The sequence below is a fragment of the Bradyrhizobium macuxiense genome, assembly GCF_001542415.1.
Taxonomy (GTDB): domain Bacteria; phylum Pseudomonadota; class Alphaproteobacteria; order Rhizobiales; family Xanthobacteraceae; genus Bradyrhizobium; species Bradyrhizobium macuxiense.
This window is the reverse complement of sequence record NZ_LNCU01000115.1, coordinates 149,274-165,690: the sequence shown is the minus strand read 5'-3', so window position 1 is coordinate 165,690 and position 16,417 is coordinate 149,274. Positions and strand designations below refer to the sequence as shown.

Here is a 16,417-nt window from a genome sequence, read left to right as displayed (position 1 = left end):
CTTGCTTGCGGCAACCCTATTCCGCCGCCGCGATGCGCCTGCCGCCGGGCGCTCCGATCCCTGCGAGCGCCTGCCGGATCGCCGCCTGCTGTGCGCTTGAAGCCTCCGGCATCGGCGCCCGCGGAAAGGTTTGCGGCAGGCCCTGCAGCGTCTGGGCATAGCGCGTGCAGGCCGGCAGATTGTCGGCAATGATCGCGTTCCACATGGTCAGAAGCTTCTTGTGCAGATCGAGCGCCTTGCCGTGATCGCCCGCCTTGACGGCGTCCCACAGCGCTACCGAGGCGTGCGGCGCGGCGGTCAGGATCGCGGCGATCGAGCCATGGGCGCCGAGCGTATAGGACGGATACATCAGCGCGTCGACCGCGCTGTAGATCAGTCTGTCCGGCGCCATCATCATGAGGTCGGCAAACAGTTTCAGGTCGCCCGCGCTCTGCTTGACGCCGATGACGAGCGGCACCTCGGTCATGATCCGCGTCAGCAGCGTCGGCGACAGATAGGACCACGGCACCACATTGTAGATGATGATCGGCATGCCGGTCTCATCCGCGATGCGGCGGAAATGACCGACCATCGCCTCGTCGTCGGGCTTGAACAAATAATGCACCGGGGTCACCTGCAGCGCCGCGACATCCATGTCGCGTACCAGCCTGCCGCGGCGGATGGCGTCGCGGGTGGAATCGACGATGATGCCGGCGATGACCGGCGCCCGGCCTCCTGCAGCCTCCACCGTTGCCGCGATCAGGTCCCGGTATTCCTCGTGATCGAGCGCATGGCCCTCTCCGGTCGAGCCGCCGGCGGCCATGCCATGGGCGCCCGCAGCGAGCAGCCAGTCGACCTGCGGCGCGATGAGCTTGAGATCGATCTCGCCGTCCTTCCGAAACGGCGTGGTTATCGGCGGTATCACGCCGGTCGGACGCGTTTTCATGGCTAGCCCTTGCTGTTTCCATCCCGCATATCCGATCCGCTCTTGCGGCGGCGATCGGCGGAGCCAAGCCTACTGATTGTGGTTGCGGCGTCCAGTTGCCGCGGCGGCGGGACTGGCCTCTGACGCGAGCATGACGCAGCGCCCGAGCGTCGCAGGATGTCCGTGCTACGGAAAGAGCAGCCTGAGCAGGCCGCGCCAGGAAAAATCGAGGATCACCTCGTGGTGGCGCAATCCCTTGCCGCCCTTCACGAGGCCGAGATCCCGTATCAAGCAATAGTGGCCGCTGCTCATGCGAGCCAGGCGGCTGTTCTTGAAGCGCCCCATGAGTCGCGAGAATGCATTGCGAATAGATTTCGTCAAATCTTGACGGCGTCGAATCGGCGGCTCGGCCCCCGGCAGGGTCCCCGCCTCGTGCTTGATGCGCCGCGAATGTCGACGCCAACCCGATGCCGCTCGCAAATCTGAAGATTACCTACGCGCAGTTCTCGGCCGCCAATAAGTAATGATATGGATGTCAATTCACGCGCAGCCGGCGCGCGAGCAGTGAGCGCGCACGGCAATCGTTGAGATTCTGCGGGAAAGCCTTGAATCAAAAACCTCCGGCAGGGCATTGCCGGAGGTTTGGGAGGCTTAGCATGAAGCTAAGAGCCAGCATTCATATGTTGGCTGGGGCCTATATAGTTTAGTAGATCAGCTAAGTAAATAAGTCTGCGGTCAATGAATCGCATGGCTCATCTTCGTCGTCTGCGTGGTGCGTAACGTCGCACCGCTTTTCTTCTCCGCGTCCTCGTCAGAGAAAAGCCCCGGCAGTTTCCTGCCGGGGCTCTGTGAGATCGCAATCAGATCAACCGGTATTACCAGTTGCGCTGAGCGCGGAGGAGCAGCATCACAGTGTCCTGATTCTTCAGCTCATAGGTCGCGGCCGGCTTGCCGATCGCGGTCGAGGACGTGGTGACCACGCCCGCATACTTCTGATCGAGGTGGGAGTAGGTCACGTCTGCCGAGAAGGTCAGGTTCTTGACCGGGGTCCACCGGGTGATCAGGCCGATCTGGGCCAGGCTGTAGTCAGGGTTGCAGGACGTCACGCCCGTGCCGAACGCGGTACGGAACGTACCACCCACGCCACCAACGCCGCAGATCCAGGTCTTAGCCGTGTCGCTGTACATGACCGAGGCGTAAGCACCGTACAAGCTGGTGTTCCAGTAGGGATCCCAGTTGTGGGTGTACGCACCGCGCATACCCCAGGTCTTGATCGTCTCCTGCTGGCTGCCGTTGACGAACACCGTATCCGGTGCAGTGCCGAAGCCAACGCTGCCATAGACGCCCGGAAGGTTCGTACCGCCGAACATGGCGATCGAGCCGGCCTGGCTGGCCAGATCCTGGATGTTGTAGCGGGTTGCACCATCCGTATACACGCCCTGGATGTTGATCGTGTCACCAGGTCCGGTCGGGATGTTCTTGATCGACAGGGCCAGAGCACCAGCCCAACCCCACTTGTCGTCGGGATGACCAGTCAACTCGGTGCCGCCGAAGTAGGCTGCGTGATTGTCATGCGCCGCGAACGACGCCTGGAAGATGCCCCAAGCCTGATCGACCTTGAGCGCAGCGATCAGGTCCGGCGCAACCGAGCCGGCGTAGTCGCTGGCGCCGTAGGCACCACCGGCGCTGAGGTTGTTCACGCCAGCCTGGGAGTACTGAGTCTGATCCTGGGCCGACAGAGACAGCGCGACGCCGTTGCCGAACTGCGCCGTGTAGGTGAACTGGTTGACACCAGTGACCGTGTTCGCGCCGCCGACGAGACCGTCGAAGTTGTTGCCCGGATAGGCCGTCCACGGAGCAGCGAACTGCGAGACCGCCTTACCGATCGTGAAGCCGGCGAACTGGATGAAGGCGTAGTAGACGCCGACCGTACCGGCAGCGACGCCGCCGGCGCTGGCGTTGTTCGGAGCCTGGGTGGAGCCGATCGCCGAGTAGACAGTCGAGCCGTTGCCTTGGCCGGCATAGGTGTCCGAGGTCCAGGTGAACACCGCGTCGAAGTAGGTGCGGACCACGCCATACTCGGTCGCGGTGCGCGTATCGACGTTCAGGTCTTCACGCGAACGCCAAGTGTAGCCGTTCGTGAAGCGGTTGTTGGCACCGTTGGCGCCGTTGTAGTTCGGGCCGGCAACGCTGTTCGTGTTCGCCAGAACGTCGACGCGCAGGTAGCCACCCAGCTTGATGCAGGTGTCGGTGCCCGGGATGTAGTAGAAGCCGGGACCGTACAGGGAGCAAACCTTCACGTATTCGACCGCTTTGGCCTTAACGGGAAGATCAGCCGCCTGAGCGCCGCCGACTGCGACGAGGGCAGCCGCCGAGCCCAGGATAAGGCTCTTCACCAAATTCATATTAACCTCCAAGTTGCTCATATGCGGAGAGTCCGGGCCGCGAGCGCCCCGAGATCCCCCGCATGTCGCAAAATCATTCAATGTGTTCACGCCTCCAGATGAATTCCCCAGGAGAGGGTGAACGTGAGTGACCAAACGCACCGGGACGATCGAGATTCCCCTACCGCCGGGGGTCAATATGCCTGCGTCGAATTCCTAATCAAAATAGTTTATAAAGTCAGGTTTACGAATAAGGTCACACTGTGGCTCGACGGCAACGCCGCAGCCAGCCCATTGCGTGCACGGGATAATTTGTCGCACCGAAAAAATCTTGTCCGTCACGCAACCATCATAATTAATTTATGCTCACTTGCGCCAGGCGCGCCTTGCGTGAACAATTCCGCTCGCCCACAAGAGTAGCAAGAATCAAATCAGCGAAAAGCTGTGCTGGGCAGGAGGAAGGGAAAGCCGTGTCAGTCACGAGGAAGGATACGACGCGTCAGCGCGCCGTCGAAAATCTGGATATCATCAAGCGCTTCACGCTCGAGATCTCCTCCATCAATTCTCACCTTGAGGAAGTCCGCCAGTTCTGGGGCAAATCGCTCGGCGTCAGCGCCCCGCAATGGATGATTCTGATCGCGATCTCAGATCTCGACAAGGGCGACGGCGTGCAGATCAACATGGTGTCGAAGCTGCTCCACGTCGATCCGTCGTTCGTGACCACGCAGTCCAAGCTTCTGGAACATAAAGGGCTGCTGCATCGCGCCCCCTCGCCGGCCGATGCGCGGGTGGTGCGGCTATCGCTGACCGCCAAGACCAAGAAGCACCTGGCAAGCCTCGCCGAGCAATACAATGCATTCAGGCAACTCGTCTTCGACGAGTTCAGCGAGAAGGAGCTCGCCGAGTTCACGACCAAGCTCGCGACACTCAACAACCGTCTCGAAAAGGCGTGCGTGAAAGTCGCGCTGGACTACAGCTTTTAGGCTGTTGCCACAGACCGGGGCCGGTCCCGAATGCCTGAGCTCTTTGGAAAAAATGGTCGGAGCGAGAGGATTTGAACCTCCGACCCCTAGTCTCCCAGACTAGTGCGCTAACCGGGCTGCGCCACGCTCCGATGCCGTTCCATTAGCTGCGATCCTGCGTCGGCGCAAGGCGGGAAGCCGGTCTTGGCCCCGCCAATCTGGCGCCGGTTCCGCCTGCGACGTCAGCCGTCCTTCATTGCGGCGTCGATCATCTGCCGGCAGGCCACCAGTTCCTGCAGCACGCGCTCGAGGCGGTCGCGGTCGCCCGACGGAATCCCGGCCCGCACCTGGGGTGCTGCGCCCGGCGCCTTCGCCGGCTGGGCACGCGCCTTGTAGGTCGACAGGATGGCATCCTCGTCGGGATCGACGAATCGGTAATCGATGCCCTTCTCGTCGCCGTCGCCCTCCTCCCCGTCGAGATCGAGGCCGTCGCTGAGCTCGGCGTCATCAGGCTCGGCCATGCTGTGACCGACCGCTTCCTCGACCGCGCCGAACGAGACCACCGCGGTCTGATCGGCAATGCCCTGCACCGACTTGATGCCGTGCTCCTTGAGGATCCGCTGCACGCCACGGATGGTGTAGCCCTCGCCGTACAGCAGCCGGCGTATGCCCTTGAGCAGGTCGACGTCATCGGGGCGGTAATAGCGGCGTCCGCCGCTGCGCTTCATCGGCTTGATCTGCGCGAAGCGCGTTTCCCAGAATCTCAGGACGTGCTGGGGAATGTCTAGCTCATCAGCGACTTCGCTGATGGTACGGAACGCATCCGGCGCCTTGTCCAAATGCCCGCTCCTCTTAGCCTCAGTTCAATGGTCAATCGGCCTTGCTGCCGTCGCCATTGGTGACCACGTGGCCGTTGATCCGTTGTTTCAGGATCGCCGACGGCTTGAACACCATCACTCGGCGCGGCGAGATCGGCACCTCGGTGCCGGTCTTCGGATTGCGCCCGATACGCTGTCCCTTCTTGCGCACCATGAAGGAGCCGAACGATGACAGCTTCACCGTCTCGCCCTTCTCCAGGCAATCGGTGATCTCCTTCAGCACAAGCTCGACGAACGCCGACGATTCGGTGCGCGACAAGCCTACCTTCTGGTAGACCGCCTCGCAAAGATCGACGCGTGTAACTGTTTTTCCGGTTCCCGTGGTCATCGCCTGCCCCGCACTCTCGGCGAACAATTTGTTGACTGAAATTAAAAGCTTAGCACGCAATGGTCAACAGCGACCAGCACATAGACGCAGCAAAGAAACCGGCAAATTGCCTGTATCCTAGCGATGCGCTCACCAGCGCAGCAGCGCCGAACCCCAGGTAAAGCCGCCGCCCATCGCCTCCAGCAGCAACAGGTCGCCCTTCTTCACGCGTCCGTCCTTCACCGCAACCGACAGCGCGAGCGGGATCGAGGCCGCCGAGGTGTTGCCGTGCTTGTCGACCGTCAGCACCACCTTCTGCGGCGCAATATGAAGCTTGTGCGCCGATGCATCGATGATTCGCTTGTTGGCCTGATGCGGAATGAACCAGTTGATGTCTTCCGCAGTGACGCCGGTGGCGTTGAACGCATCGACGATCACGTCGGTGATCATGCCGACGGCGTGCTTGAAGACCTCGCGGCCCTCCATCCTGAGATGGCCGACCGTCTTGGTCGAGCCGGGACCGCCGTCGACGAACAGCTTGGCCTTGTGGCGTCCGTCGGAGCGCAGATGCGTGGTCAGCACGCCGGGATCGCTGGTCTTGCCGGCTTGCTCCTGCGCCTCGAGCACGATCGCGCCGGCGCCGTCGCCGAACAGCACGCAGGTGCCGCGATCATTCCAGTCGAGGATTCGCGAGAAGGTCTCCGCGCCGATCACCAGCGCCCGCTTGTAGGCTCCGGTGCGCAGGAAATTGTCGGCGGTGGCGAGCGCAAAGACGAATCCGGAGCACACCGCCTGCAGGTCGAACGCCGCGCCGTGGTTGATGCCGAGCCCGTGCTGGACTGCAACCGCCGTCGCCGGAAAGGTGTTGTCGGGCGTCGAGGTCGCCAGCACGATCAGGTCGATCGCCTGCGCGTCGAGCCCTGCATGGGCGAGCGCAGCGCGCGCTGCGTTGATCGCGAGATGCGAGGTGAACTCGTCGTCGGCTGCGATGTGGCGCTCGCGGATGCCGGTACGCTGCACGATCCAGTCATCGGACGTGTCGATTCGGCTCGCCAGTTCGGCATTGGTCAAAACCCGCTCCGGCAAATAAGAGCCGCAGCCGAGCACTACCGAACGTATCGCAGTCACGAGACAGCCTCCTGCGCGGTCTGCGCCTTTACCAGCGCGCTGCCGTCGCGATTTAGCATCTGATTGATCTTGGTGAGGAGATCGTAGTGGGCCATCTCATAGCCAACATCCACCGCATAGGCAAAGCCTTCCGCGTTGATGCCGCCATGGCTCTTGACCACCACGCCGTTGAGGCCGAGCAGCACGCCGCCGTTCGACTTGTTGGGATCGAGCTTGTCACGCAGCTTCCGGAACGCGCCCCGGGCAAACAGATAGCCGATGCGCGCCAGCCAGCTCGACGACATGGCTTCGCGCAGCAGGGCGAACATCTGCCGCGCGGTTCCCTCGGCCGTCTTGAGCGCGATGTTGCCGCAGAAGCCTTCCGAGACGATCACGTCGGCGGCCCCGTTGCCGATTCCGTCCCCCTCGACAAAGCCGACATAATTGAATTGCGCCGAGTTCATCGCACGAAGCAGTTCGGCCGCCTCGCGGATTTCCCCGTGCCCCTTGATCTCCTCGGATCCGATATTGAGCAGGCCGACGGTCGGCCGTTCGAGGTTGAACAGCACGCTCGCCATGGCGCTGCCCATCACGGCCAACGTCGTCAGATGGCGGGCATCGCCTCCGATCGTGGCACCGAGGTCCAGCACGACTGAGTCGCCGCGCAGCGTCGGCCACACCGCTGCGAGCGCCGGGCGGTCGACGCCGGGCAGCGTCCGTAGATTGAGGCCCCCCATTGCCATCAGCGCGCCGGTGTTGCCGGCGGAGACCGCGACATCGGCCTCGCCATGCTTCACGGCATCGATCGCAAGCCACATCGACGAGGCGCGCCGGGTCCGCCGCAGCGCCTGGCTCGGCTTCTCCTCGTTCTTCACGGCAACGTCGGTATGGATCACCTTCGACACAGCCTTGAGCGCGGGATGCTTCGCAAGCTCGGGTTCGATCTTGGCCTGGTCTCCGAAAAGCAGGAATTCGCTGTCGGGATGACGGCTCAGCGAAATCGCGGCGCCGGGAATGACGACCGATGCGCCGACATCGCCCCCCATGGCGTCAAGCGCGATTCGAACCTTGTGAGGCATGAACGTCCCGGAAACCTGCTCTCCCACAGCCCCTTTTGACAAAGACCGCGAGCTTGAAGTCACCGCTTTCAACGGCGCGCGGCCAAACGCCAACTCACGTCCCGGCCGGGCCGCGACAATAGCGTGTCCGCGGTCCGACACAACCTCTTGCCCTCGGCCGACGATGTGGCCGAACCGCAACAAACTACATCACCACATGCCAAAAATATATGATTCTTCAATATATTGTGACATTATTCTGAAGTTGCAAGGGATGCCCTTCACGCACCCCGGCAGTCAAGCCATCCCCTTACAAATGGCCTAGCCGCCCTTCGGCTTCTTGCCGTCGGCCTTTTCGGTCAGGGCCTTCAGCGCGGCAAAGGGATGATCCTCCGGATCAGACGCTTCGACCATCTTCTCAAAGACGGCATCCGCCTTGCGCGGATATGGATCGATACCGAGGAAGAGCGCGTCGGTGGCGAGCCGGCCGATATCGATGAAGCCGTTCACGATCGGCTCCGGCGGGTCCGGCGTATCCTCGTCGCTCTCCTCCGCATCGTCGACCAGATCGGCCATCTGGGGGATCTGCTCGGGCGGCGCGAAGATCACATCGATCGGTTCGTCGATGTCGTTCTCTATCGGATCGAGCGTCACGACGCAGGTCTGCCCGATCCGTGCCTGCACCCTTCCCGTAACCTGGTAGCTCCCGTCCTGCTTCGGCATGATGTCGAAGACGGCATGCGCCGAGATCACCCCGCGCAGTCCGGCAATGTCGGCCATCGCCTGCCGTGCGGCCTCGTCGGCCTCGATCTCGCGGTGCAGCCCGGCCTCCGGGATCTGCGCCGCGTTGACGAGAACGCGCCAGGGATCACGTGATGGATCGCGCACCGGCTCGCGCCGCCCTGTGGGATCGCTGCTCATGCTGAGGCGCTCGCGGTCCGTGGCACAGGAAAACGCCATGCGCCCTGGATCAGCCCGGCAAGGTCGACGCGCGCCAGCGCCGCCATCGCTTGCCTGGCGTAGACGGCGAGTTCTCGCGCCTTGTCGATATCCTTGCCGTTGAGGATGTTCTTGCAGAACGACTGGGCCAGCGCCTCGTCGCTGCCGGTCAGCGCCAGATCATAGGCCGCGGTCCGGCCGTAAAATGCCTCACCGAACGCCTGCATGCGCTTGGGCACGGTGATGTCGCCGACGCCCATCTCGCGCAGATTGTCGTCCATATCGATGCAGAAATGGTCGAACAGGGCCTGCGACAAATCGGCCCCCGCGCCTGCGGATTTGAGTTGCCGCAGCACCAGCCAGAGGTGCATCACGAGCAAGTCAAAACGGCCATTAACCGTGTCCGGAACGCCCAAGTCCCGGTAAAATAACGGTTCTCGCGCCTGCGTCACGATCATGCCATAGATGATCTCAATGGTGCGGCGCGGAGGCACCGGGGGTTTTCTGAAGTGATTGAACGGCCAAAGCATGGTGGGTTCCGGCTGCGAGCCCCAAAGGACGGCCTGTTGAGGGTTCGCCTGTTGGAGGCTCGGCAATATTGCAATCCATTGAGCTGCCCGGTACGTCAACGCCTCGCCTGATGCAAGGGGACGGATCAGTTCCGCCGATGAACCACACCACACCAAAGCAGTTCCGTGCGGCCTCCGCGCGCGGCCTCTTCTCGCGTTTCCGCGCGTTCGCCGCCATTGGCTTGGTCTGCGCCGCGCTCGGAGGATGTACCGGCGAGCAGTTCCAGAAGGGCTACATCCTGCCCGACGGCGCGCTCGATCAGATTCCGATCGGCGCGAGCCAGGATCAGGTGCTGATCGTGCTGGGCACACCCTCGACGGTCGCAACCCTCGACGGTGAGGTGTTCTACTACATCTCGCAGCGAACCTCCCGCCCGGTCGCGTTCATGAACCAGCACGTGATCGACCAGCGCGTGATCGCGGTCTATTTCGACAAGAACCGCCAGGTGCGAAGGCTCGCCAATTACGGCATGAAGGACGGCAAGATCTTCGACTTCGTCAGCCGCACAACGCCGACCTCCGGTCAGGAGATGTCCTACCTGACGCCGCTGTTCAAGCTGCTCAGCTTCAACTAGCGCCATCCGATTGCGGGCGCGCTGCCGCCCGCAAGCTCGCTTTGCGCGAAAAACAATTTATGATTGTGTGTAAGGTAACTCACACGTATATGCCGCCGCCCTTGCTAGGACAGCCGCGAGCCGAACCACAGCGGCTCGCAACCGACCTCATTTGAGCAGGAGATACGTCATGGGTTTTTATGGACCGGAACCTTTCGATACCGCACAAGCCGTCTACGTCTGGACAGGCCTGGGTTCTCCGGGCTTCTTCTCCGTCACCGTCGAGGGGCACGCCCCGAATTTCACGTCAGGCATCCGCCTTGTCCGCGACGAGCAATGGGTCGGCGGTCTGGCCATCAAGATCATGGGCTGGACGGGGCCGCTCGGCAAAGGCACGACGCCATACAAGGTCCGCGGCTCTTTCCCTGGGTCGTTCCTCAGGGAAATCGTGTTGATCGGCAGCAACAAGCACGAGGTCGTCAAGGTCACGGAGATTCCGTTCACCACTGACGAGGCGTTTGCCAAGAACGCAGACGCGCTGGTGTAGCCACGGCGATTTGCCCGAAGTCGTCCGCTTGCCGGATGCGCTGCCCGAAATAACCGAAACGCTGCTGCCGGCGCCCCGTGACTATGATGCGGGCGAGTTATGGGTGCTGAGCCTGACCTGTGCAGCGTTTCGGTCGAAGTAGATCGAAGTATCCTCACGCCCTGCCCGACGATCGAGCTGTGTCAAGTCGTCCGCTTGTCTGGAGCGCACGGGCTCCCTACGGTCGCGCGCAAACGCGACGAGCAAGGGGGCAAACGCATGACCAGCAAGAGATTTTCCCGTCGTACGGTATTGTCAGGCGCCGCCGCCCTGTCGGCCGCCGCGATTGTGCCGCGCACGAGCCTGAGCGCCGGCGATTGGCGACCGACCGAAACCGTACGGATTATCGTGCCGGCAGCCGCCGGCGGCTCGACCGACGTGATGGGGCGCCTGCTGGCCGCGCATCTGCAGCCGATCTGGGGGCAGTCGGTGGTCGTTGAAAACCGGTCCGGTGCGGGAGGCACCATCGGGACTGCCGAGGTCGCACGCAACAAGGGCGACGGCCATACCATCCTGATCGGCAATCCCGGGCCGAACGCGATCGCCTACAGCATATTCAGGAACCTGACTTACAAGCCTGACCAGTTGCAGCCGGTCTCCAACATGATCCGGATTCCGAACATCGTGACCGCGCATCCCACGACCGGCATCAAGACGATTCCCGAGCTGATCGCGCATCTGAAGGCCAATCCGGACAAGCTCACCTATGGCTCGTCCGGCACCGGACAGAGCCCGCATCTCACCGGCGCCTGGTTCCTCCAGCTGACCGGGCTGAAGATGACGCATGTGCCGTTCCGCGGCGCCGGCCCAGCCTTGCAGGCCGCACTCGCCGGCGACATCCAGATCCTGTTCGACAACCTCTACCCGTCACTGCCACAGGTGCTCGACGGCAAGCTCACCGGGCTCTGCGTCACCACGCCCGAGCGCAGCGCCTCCGCGCCGCAGCTCCCGACGATGCGCGAAGCCGCCCCCGAACTCGCCAAGTTCGACGTCTCATCCTGGTTCGGTGTCTTTCTGGCGAAGGCGACACCCGCCCCCGCGGTCGATGAACTGAACCGGCAGATCAAGGCGATGCTGGAGCGCGACGACGTCAAGAAGAACATCGCCGGTATGGGTGCGCTCGCGGACTACGGCACGCCGCAGCAGTTCTCCGGTTTTGTCGAGGCCGAGACGAAGAAGTTCGCCGCCATCATCGAGAAGGAAGGCTTGCAGATGGAGGTGAAGTGACAGCCGCTGTCACAGTCTTTCCGGAGCACGGTGCGGCCGATGCTAGGAAGACTTGTTGATCTTCTTGATCTTGGCATCGGTTGCTTCAATCGACATCGCCAGTTCCAGGATTGCCTTCGACAGCAACTCGATGGCCTCCTTCTGATCCTGCGACTTGGAGGCGCGGAGCGCATAGTTCCGTGCGGATGACAGCGACATCGATTGATCTCCGTTTTGTTCGCGTCTGGTTCTCGGCGGATATCGTTGGCGGAAAGCTGGTCAATTCGGCAACTGCTCCGAACGATATCCACGCAAAACAGAAACCCCGCGGCTTTCACCGCGGGGTTTGCATTCAGTGGTGTCGCGCCGTTCAGTGCGCGAGGATCGCGAGCAGCAGCAGCGCCACGATGTTGGTGATCTTGATCATCGGGTTCACCGCGGGGCCCGCCGTATCCTTGTAGGGGTCGCCGACGGTATCGCCTGTCACCGCTGACTTGTGGGCGTCGGAGCCCTTGCCGCCGTAGTGACCGTCCTCGATGTACTTCTTGGCGTTGTCCCAGGCGCCGCCACCCGAGGTCATCGAGATCGCGACGAACAGGCCGGTGACGATCACGCCGAGCAGCATGGCGCCGACCGCGGAGAACGCCGCCGACTTGCCGGCCGCACCGCCGCCCGCAATGAAGTAGATCAGGAAGTAGACGACGATCGGCGACAGCACCGGCAGCAGCGAGGGGATGATCATCTCCTTGATCGCCGCCCGGGTCAGCAGGTCGACCGCCTTGCCGTAGTCAGGCTTGTCGGTGCCCTGCATGATGCCGGGCTTCTCGCGGAACTGACGGCGCACCTCCTCGACGATCGCGCCGGCAGCACGTCCGACCGCGGTCATGCCCATCGCACCGAACAGGTACGGCAGCAGGCCGCCGAACAACAGGCCAACCACCACATAGGGGTTGTTGAGCGAGAAGTCCGGGTTGACGCCCTTGAAGTAGGCATGGGCGCCGGAGTCGGCGATGAAGAATTTGAGGTCCTGATTATAGGCCGCAAACAGCACCAGGGCGCCGAGACCGGCGGAGCCGATCGCGTAGCCCTTGGTCACCGCCTTGGTGGTGTTGCCGACCGCGTCGAGCGCGTCGGTCGACTTGCGCACCTCCTTCGGCAGTCCCGCCATCTCGGCGATGCCACCGGCGTTATCGGTGACGGGGCCGAAGGCGTCGAGCGCGACGATCATGCCGGCCAGCGCCAGCATGGTGGCAGTCGCGATCGCGATGCCAAACAGACCGGCAAGGCTGTAGGTGACGAGGATACCGGCGATGATGACGATCGCGGGCAGCGCGGTCGCCTCCATCGAGACCGCGAGGCCCTGGATCACGTTGGTGCCGTGCCCCGTGACCGAGGCCGACGCGATCGACTTCACCGGGCGGTAGTCCGTGCCGGTGTAGTACTCCGTGATCCAGATGATCAGGCCGGTGACGACCAGGCCGACCACGCCGCACCAGAACAGCGACAGGCCGGTGTAGTCGACGCCATCCAGCTTGCCGAAGCCGATCAGCCAGTTGATCACGGCCGCGACGCCGATCAACGACAGGATGCCGGTAGCAATCAGGCCCTTGTACAGCGCGCCCATGATCGACTGGCTCGCGCCGAGCTTGACGAAGAACGTACCGATGATCGAGGTGATGATGCAGATGCCGCCGATCGCGAGCGGCAGCGTCATCATGTTCACCAGGATCGGCGTCTTGGCGAAGAAGATCGCGGCGAGCACCATGGTGGCGACCGCGGTCACCGCATAGGTCTCGAACAGGTCGGCCGCCATGCCGGCGCAGTCGCCGACATTATCGCCGACATTGTCGGCGATGGTGGCCGGGTTGCGCGGATCGTCCTCGGGGATACCGGCCTCGACCTTGCCGACCAGGTCGCCGCCGACATCAGCACCCTTGGTGAAGATGCCGCCGCCGAGACGGGCGAAGATCGAGATCAGCGAGGCACCGAAGCCGAGCGCAACCATGGCGTCGACCACGGTACGGCTCCCCGGCTCCAGCCCGAGGAAGTGGACCAGCACGATGAAGTAGATGGTGACACCGAGCAGTGCGAGCCCTGCGACCAGCAGGCCGGTGATCGCGCCCGCCTTGAAGGCGAGCTCGAGGCCGCCGGCAAGCGAGGTGGTCGCCGCCTGCGCGGTACGAACGTTGGCGCGCACCGAAACGTTCATGCCGATGAAGCCGGCCGCACCCGACAGGACGGCGCCGATGGCAAATCCAACGGCAACCAGCAGCCCGAGGAAGTAGGCCAGCACCAAGAAGATGACGATACCGACCAGGCCGATGGTCGTGTACTGGCGACGGAGATAGGCCTGTGCGCCCTCACGCACGGCGGCCGCAATCTCCTGCATGCGCGGATTGCCCGCATCCGCGTTCAAGACCGACGACGTCGCCCAGATCGCGTAGACGATAGAAAGCGCCCCGCAGAGCACTATCAACCATAATGCTGTCATTGAATGTTGCCTCAGATCCTTGATGTAACCCCCGCGCCTTTTTTTGCAGGCGCTTATTTTTCGAGGATCATCCCTCCCCAAGAAAGAGATGGCCTCAAATCGGGCGCGACCTTGCCAAAATCGTTACCCCCGCGCAACGGCACTTGGAGCCGAAAACACCGATATGGGCAGCAATTTAGAAGGAAAGTCGGGGCTTCTTCCGGCCCGGAATCCTAGAAATGGCTGTAGGACAGCCGTTTCAGCACCAGTTCCTTGCCCTGCCCGTCGAGGAAGCGCGGGCCGGTACGGCCGGCAACAACCTGGCCGATCGCGGAGAGCGCTATGCCTGCGCCTTGCGCCGCCAGCGCAAATGCGTCGGCGCGATCCCGGGGGACGGTGCAGAGGATTTCGTAGTCGTCGCCGCCCGCGATCAGCGCCTCGACGCCGACCGCGCCTCGGCCGAGCAGCGCCGCAGCCGCCTGGGAATGCGGGATGCGCGGCAGCTCGATATCGGCCGACACGCCAGATGCCGCACACAGCTTGGCGAGATCGCCCGCCAGGCCGTCCGACACGTCCATCGCGGCGCTGGCATGCTCGCGCACGGCAAGCGCCAGCGCGTTGCGCGGCTCCGGGACGCGGTAGCGGGAGGCGAGCCAATTCCGGGCGGTGGCGTCGTTCGCAAGCGCCGCCGCGACCGGGCCGCCCCGCAGCACGTCGAGGCCGAGCGCGGCGTCGCCGATGGTGCCGGTGACGAAGATGCGATCGCCAACCTTGGCGCCCGAGCGATGCACCATCCGGCCGTCAGGCACGCGCCCGAACGCGGTGATCGAGATCATCAGCGGTCCCGGCGTCGACACGGTGTCGCCGCCGAGCAGCGGGCAACCATACTGCGCGGCGTCCTCGCCCAACGCATCGGCGAATGGCTTCAGCCAGCCCTCCTCCGCCCCGCGCAGCGCCAACGTCAGCACGAAGCCCGCCGGCACTGCCCCCTTGGCCGCGATGTCCGAGAGGTTCACCCGCAGCGCCTTGCGCGCCAGCGTGCCGGGCGGATCGTTGGCAAGAAAATGCACGCCCTCGACGATCGCATCCGTCGTGACCACGATGTCCTCGCCTGCCGCTTTCAGGGCGGCGGCGTCGTCATCAAGATTGAACGCGCCGGGATCGGTCGCCAGCGGCTTGAAGTACCGCGCGATCAGGGAGTCTTCGCCGGAGGTTGGCTTACTGTCCTGTGTCACAACAGCAGACCCGTCATGCTGAGGTGCGAGCCCTTGCGAGCCTCGAAGGATGCACGGCCGAGACGCAACCACGTAGCCAAGCCGCCACCCTTCGAGGCCTCCGCTTCGCTACGGCACCTCAGGATGACGGCTACGGCTAGGACCATCGTGTCGTCACGGCCACTGATTTCATCCTAGCCCCGCACAAACTCGTCGCCGCGGAACTGGCGTGCGATCTGGTCGAGCACGGCGTTGACCATGCCGGTCTCGTCCTTCTCGACGAAGGCATGCGCAACGTCGACATATTCGGAAACGACGACGCGGCCGGGCACGTCCTTGCGATGCTCGAGCTCGTAGGAGCCGGCGCGCAATACGGCACGCAGGATCGCGTCGATCCGCTTCAGCGGCCAGCCCTTCGACAGCGCGTCGTCGATCAAGGGATCGAGCTTGGCCTGGTCGCGCACCACGCCGGAGACGACGTCGCGGAAGAACGCAGCCTCGGCCGGCAGGTATTTCTCGCCCTCGACCTCGTTGCCGAGCCAGTGGCTCTCGAACTCGGCGAAGATGTCGTTGAGGCCGGCGCCCCCGATGTCCATCTGGTACAGCGCCTGCACGGCCGCGAGCCGCGCTGCACCGCGCCGGTTGGCTTTCCTGTCGGGACCTTTCGCCGGCTTCTTGCTCTCTGCCATGATCAGGCCTTTGCCAGGCGGCGTTTGATGCGCAGCATCGCCAGCGCCGCGCGGGCTGCGTCGCCGCCCTTGTTCAGTTCGCTGGCGCGCGCCCGTGCCCAGGCCTGCGCGTCGGTGTTGACGGTCAGGATGCCGTTGCCGAGCGGGAATTTCCGGCCGACCGCCAGATCCATCAGCGCGCGCGAGGACTCCTGCGAAACGATCTCGAAATGAATGGTGTCGCCGCGCACCACGCAGCCGAGCGCGATCGCCGCGTCATAGGGCTTGCCGTTGGCTTCCGCCGCATCGATCGCGATGGCAATCGCCGCCGGAATCTCCAGCGCACCCGGCACCGTGATCACGTCATGGGTCACGCCGGCCGCCTTCAGCTCGGCCACCGCGCCCTCAAGCAGCGCATCCTGGATGTCGTCATAAAACCGCGCCTCGACGATCAGCGCGCGTGCGCCTGATATGTCGCTCTGGTCCTTCAGGGGTGCGCGTCGCGCGTCAGCCATTGTCTACCTTTGGTCTACCTTTGTCGTCTACGTTCGTCATTGCCGGGCTTGACCCGGCAATCCATCGTGCCGGAAAGCCATCTTGTTAAGAGGATG

General features: G+C 63.4%; 18 protein-coding genes and 1 tRNA gene. 4 read left to right on the top strand and 15 right to left on the bottom strand.

The genetic code is table 11. The features are described from left to right. Positions 1 to 16: 16 nt before the first annotated feature. From AS156_RS35415 to AS156_RS35410, 3 genes are all read right to left on the bottom strand, one after another. Positions 17 to 925 carry a dihydrodipicolinate synthase family protein gene (locus AS156_RS35415; RefSeq protein ID WP_066514054.1) on the bottom strand — a complete coding sequence of 303 codons (909 nt, stop codon included), beginning with the start codon at positions 923 to 925 and terminating at the stop codon, positions 17 to 19. Between the two features lie 165 nt (positions 926 to 1,090). Further along, positions 1,091 to 1,216, bottom strand: coding sequence for a hypothetical protein (locus AS156_RS45700; protein ID WP_283807962.1), 126 nt, complete (start codon positions 1,214 to 1,216; stop codon positions 1,091 to 1,093). A gap of 563 nt (positions 1,217 to 1,779) precedes the next feature. Then, entirely contained in the window at positions 1,780 to 3,309 is a 1,530-nt protein-coding gene (locus AS156_RS35410) for a porin (protein WP_066514150.1), read from the bottom strand. Positions 3,310 to 3,758: 449 nt separating this feature from the next. On the opposite strand from AS156_RS35410, the gene AS156_RS35405 reads away from it, so the two are divergent. Continuing rightward, positions 3,759 to 4,271 (top strand): MarR family winged helix-turn-helix transcriptional regulator, encoded by a 513-nt coding sequence (locus AS156_RS35405; RefSeq protein WP_066514051.1) that lies wholly within the window; start codon positions 3,759 to 3,761, stop codon positions 4,269 to 4,271. A gap of 53 nt (positions 4,272 to 4,324) precedes the next feature. Here the strand turns inward: AS156_RS35405 and AS156_RS35400 are convergent. The 7 genes from AS156_RS35400 to AS156_RS35370 all read right to left on the bottom strand — a co-directional run bounded on the left by AS156_RS35400 (position 4,325) and on the right by AS156_RS35370 (position 9,069). Next, positions 4,325 to 4,402, bottom strand: a tRNA-Pro gene (locus tag AS156_RS35400). A gap of 90 nt (positions 4,403 to 4,492) precedes the next feature. Further along, entirely contained in the window at positions 4,493 to 5,089 is a 597-nt protein-coding gene (locus tag AS156_RS35395) for a MerR family transcriptional regulator (RefSeq protein WP_066514045.1), read from the bottom strand. Positions 5,090 to 5,120: 31 nt separating this feature from the next. After that, positions 5,121 to 5,456 carry an integration host factor subunit alpha gene (locus AS156_RS35390; protein ID WP_035631661.1) on the bottom strand — a complete coding sequence of 112 codons (336 nt, stop codon included), beginning with the start codon at positions 5,454 to 5,456 and terminating at the stop codon, positions 5,121 to 5,123. Positions 5,457 to 5,585: 129 nt separating this feature from the next. Beyond that, positions 5,586 to 6,563, bottom strand: a complete 978-nt coding sequence (locus AS156_RS35385) for a beta-ketoacyl-ACP synthase III (protein WP_066514043.1) — start codon at positions 6,561 to 6,563, stop codon at positions 5,586 to 5,588. Further along, positions 6,560 to 7,621 carry a phosphate acyltransferase PlsX gene (plsX, locus tag AS156_RS35380; RefSeq protein WP_066514041.1) on the bottom strand — a complete coding sequence of 354 codons (1,062 nt, stop codon included), beginning with the start codon at positions 7,619 to 7,621 and terminating at the stop codon, positions 6,560 to 6,562. Before plsX ends, AS156_RS35385 begins: the two co-directional genes overlap by 4 nt. Before the next feature lie 300 nt (positions 7,622 to 7,921). After that, the gene (locus AS156_RS35375) at positions 7,922 to 8,521 is read right to left on the bottom strand and encodes a YceD family protein (RefSeq protein WP_066514039.1); all 600 of its coding nucleotides are present in this window, start codon (positions 8,519 to 8,521) and stop codon (positions 7,922 to 7,924) included. Then, positions 8,518 to 9,069, bottom strand: coding sequence for a ubiquinol-cytochrome C chaperone family protein (locus tag AS156_RS35370; protein WP_066514035.1), 552 nt, complete (start codon positions 9,067 to 9,069; stop codon positions 8,518 to 8,520). Before AS156_RS35370 ends, AS156_RS35375 begins: the two co-directional genes overlap by 4 nt. A 137-nt stretch (positions 9,070 to 9,206) precedes the next feature. Between AS156_RS35370 and AS156_RS35365 the strand changes: the two genes are divergently transcribed. From AS156_RS35365 to AS156_RS35355, 3 genes are all read left to right on the top strand, one after another. After that, positions 9,207 to 9,683, top strand: coding sequence for an outer membrane protein assembly factor BamE (locus AS156_RS35365; RefSeq protein WP_066514029.1), 477 nt, complete (start codon positions 9,207 to 9,209; stop codon positions 9,681 to 9,683). A gap of 169 nt (positions 9,684 to 9,852) precedes the next feature. Continuing rightward, a complete protein-coding gene (locus AS156_RS35360) occupies positions 9,853 to 10,209 on the top strand; it encodes a hypothetical protein (protein WP_066514027.1) in 357 nt (118 codons plus the stop codon). A gap of 258 nt (positions 10,210 to 10,467) precedes the next feature. Then, positions 10,468 to 11,475, top strand: coding sequence for a Bug family tripartite tricarboxylate transporter substrate binding protein (locus AS156_RS35355; RefSeq protein WP_066514025.1), 1,008 nt, complete (start codon positions 10,468 to 10,470; stop codon positions 11,473 to 11,475). Between the two features lie 42 nt (positions 11,476 to 11,517). Here AS156_RS35355 and AS156_RS43620 read toward each other — a convergent pair whose 3' ends face one another. The 5 genes from AS156_RS43620 to ribH form a co-directional block, all read right to left on the bottom strand. Then, positions 11,518 to 11,673: a hypothetical protein gene (locus AS156_RS43620; protein ID WP_165123933.1), complete on the bottom strand. Its 156-nt coding sequence runs from the start codon at positions 11,671 to 11,673 to the stop codon at positions 11,518 to 11,520. Positions 11,674 to 11,824: 151 nt separating this feature from the next. Continuing rightward, positions 11,825 to 13,945, bottom strand: a complete 2,121-nt coding sequence (locus AS156_RS35350) for a sodium-translocating pyrophosphatase (RefSeq protein ID WP_066514023.1) — start codon at positions 13,943 to 13,945, stop codon at positions 11,825 to 11,827. Positions 13,946 to 14,157: 212 nt separating this feature from the next. After that, positions 14,158 to 15,159 carry a thiamine-phosphate kinase gene (thiL, locus tag AS156_RS35345; protein WP_066514020.1) on the bottom strand — a complete coding sequence of 334 codons (1,002 nt, stop codon included), beginning with the start codon at positions 15,157 to 15,159 and terminating at the stop codon, positions 14,158 to 14,160. A 173-nt stretch (positions 15,160 to 15,332) separates the two neighbouring features. Further along, the gene (gene nusB / locus AS156_RS35340; RefSeq protein WP_066514018.1) at positions 15,333 to 15,827 is read right to left on the bottom strand and encodes a transcription antitermination factor NusB; all 495 of its coding nucleotides are present in this window, start codon (positions 15,825 to 15,827) and stop codon (positions 15,333 to 15,335) included. Between the two features lie 2 nt (positions 15,828 to 15,829). Continuing rightward, entirely contained in the window at positions 15,830 to 16,321 is a 492-nt protein-coding gene (gene ribH / locus AS156_RS35335) for a 6,7-dimethyl-8-ribityllumazine synthase (RefSeq protein WP_066514016.1), read from the bottom strand. Positions 16,322 to 16,417: the final 96 nt, after the last annotated feature.